Annotated in this window: 1 protein-coding gene; it reads right to left on the reverse strand. The window is 42.4% G+C overall.

Annotated elements, in window-relative coordinates; genetic code table 11:
* Positions 1-2,508 (reverse strand): hypothetical protein (locus tag DW083_RS21805; protein WP_147382182.1); only part of this gene is annotated, 2,508 nt, incomplete at its 3' end.
* Positions 2,509-2,698: the final 190 nt, after the last annotated feature.

Consider the following 2,698-nt stretch of genomic DNA (forward strand, 5'->3'; position numbering starts at 1 on the left):
CAGGTCGTTCTTAACAGTAACTTCAGATGATTCTAAAATACCGGTCTGGGCATTTACGGTTGCTTTCTGATCGTTAACATCATAAACAAGAGATTTAACCTTAGCACCATCCTCATTTTCCGGAGCCAATTCCTGCATTACATAAGTATCAGCATTGTCTGTTGCGATGAAATAGAAGGCAGTCTTGATAGCATTGTATTTCTTCGTAGCGCCTTCTGCATCTTCATAAGAAATTTCAGCATTCAGCTTGCTTGCATCCTTCGTCAGGATATAACCGTTTTCAGCTTCGTTGACTACCAAGTATTCACCCTTAACAGTCTTAATATAGTAAGCCTGGTTTTCCAGTGTATCGATACCGGCAACTTTTGCTCCATATTCAGCAGCACCTGCTACAGGTTCCAATTTATAGAGAACTTCGTCAGCAGCAACCATTACAGAAGAGTCGCCCTTCATGTGCAGGAACAAATCCTTCATATAAGGAGAGGCAGAGTGAATCATAAACGATTTGTTTACAAGATCATATTCGGAAGCGAACTTGTAACCGATCTGCTTTTCAGCATCCTTGCCTGTGTAAGCGATCTTGGCATCTACCAACAACAGAGAGTCACCATCGATTACGATGCTGTCACCTGCTAATACGTCTGTAAGACCGGAGAAACCACCTGCTTTACCTGTAATAGCAGGAATTTCACCTGTTGCACGGTTCTGAATAGTATAGCTACCCTTTGAAGTACCAGGAGTCTTTACAAATACATACTGTGCATACGGATTGAATGCCTGACCTTCTGCCAGATACTGGCTCTGTGCAACCGGGCTTTCATTGAAGAAGAAGCCTTCACCTTTGTTTTCAGCATTATTACGATATTTGTTCAAGTCCTTCAGGTAATAAACCTTTGTTACATCGATATCAGCTGTTCCACCAAAGTCAGGAGCTGTCTTATACGGCTGTACTAACGGTTCGATATAACCATCCAAGTCAGCAGCAACTGTCAGAACCTTCGTGTCATTCAACTCACGCAATGCGATAGTGGCAGCAGTTTCGTTAGCAGCACGTTGAGGCAAGCCTTTGATGAAGAATGCAGTACCAGCAGCATCTGCAGCTACACGTTGCAGGTTTTCTGCGGCGGCTACGAATGCGGAGATCTTAGCGTAGTTTGTTTTGGTTTTATTAGCAGCAACTTTAAGCCAATCTTGAGCTGCTTTCAGGACACCTTCTTTAGCAGCTGTACCACCACTTGCTAATGCTTTGTCTGTAAATAAAGATTCTGCGAACTTGGCATCGTAACCGTCTGCAGATCGAGTGTCTTTTACAGCCTCTACAAACCAGGCAGCAACTGCTGTTGCAAGATCTGCAATATCTCCAGTTTCAGCACTTGCCTCTGTATAACCCGGCATACCTTTAAACAGATCAGTACCTGTAACAGCTTCAGCATCTGCAACCTGAGGGCCATACTGTTTGCTACCATCGATAATAGCAGAACTATAATTCATAGTCGGTTCACCTGCTACCGTCAGCACGATAGAGTCATTCATCGGATAATACTTACCTGTAAATAATGCAGCGTTGATAGGTCTTGCATACTTAGTCAGGTTAGTAGGATTGTAGTCTGCTTCATCATAAGTACCACCTGTTAAAGCAGCCATACCTGTCAAATCCAAAGACAATGTATCAGCAACCAATGCATGATAAGCCTTCGCAGCAGTGTCATAATATGCAGTATCGACCATCAACAAGTACGGGTTACCGCTCTTTGTTTCTTTGTCCTTAACTGCCAGGAAGAAGCTATTAGCAGCAGTTGCTTTATAAGCCGTCCAAGCATTAGCAGTCAGAATGTTTTTCGCATTCTTTACATCCTTACCATTGTTAAAGTAAACTTTACCGTCTTTCAGGATGGTTGCAAAGTCTGTTGCTGCCAAATCGACTTTATCAGACTCTGTCAGCGGAACATAAGAAATAATGTCTGTTTGTTCTGTTACCTTGTCGACTGTACCTTTAACAGCGCACAAACTCATGTCTGCAGCAAAGTAGAAAGTAGAGTCCTTAGTCTGTGCGTACAAACCAACTCCGTCTTTCCAACCCCATTGAGAGTTTCCTGTACCATCAATTTTAGCGGGAGCAGTAGATTTACCCTTATTATCTGTTACCAGTTTCACAGCCAGAACCTGACCGGCAGCTTTGTTGGTAAACGTGTAAATAGGATTACCGGCAACAACTCCGGTTTCCGGCATCTTTACAGATACAGCCCAAGTGAAGTTTTTGAAGCCGTCAATAGTAGTAGGCTTAGCACCTTTGTCCAAACTACCACTAGTAATTGTCAAATAAGCACTGCTTTCAAGAGCTCCTGACTTTGCAATGTTCAGCAACATCTGTTCCTTGTCTGCCGGAGTAGACTCTGTCCCATCGGCTGCCGTATACGTCGGCCCATTATAAGCAGGGTTCGCTGCATACGCCGACAAACTTCCGGTTACCAAAGTAACCGCCAAAAGAGTAGAAAATCTTTTGTTCATAATTCTAAAATGTTTAATTAATAATAATGTATAGTATATTGAATTCTATATCGTCCTTACACTTCGTGTTCAAACACGATTTTTCTTAATCGTTGTAAAATGACGAGAGAAAACGTACGTTTTTTTTAGTCATTTATTTTTGCGATCTTTGCACTTCGTGTTGAGAACAAGCTTTTTCGTACTCGTTAAG

The organism is Parabacteroides sp. AF48-14, from assembly GCF_003477465.1.
Classification (GTDB): Bacteria; Bacteroidota; Bacteroidia; order Bacteroidales; family Tannerellaceae; genus Parabacteroides; species Parabacteroides acidifaciens.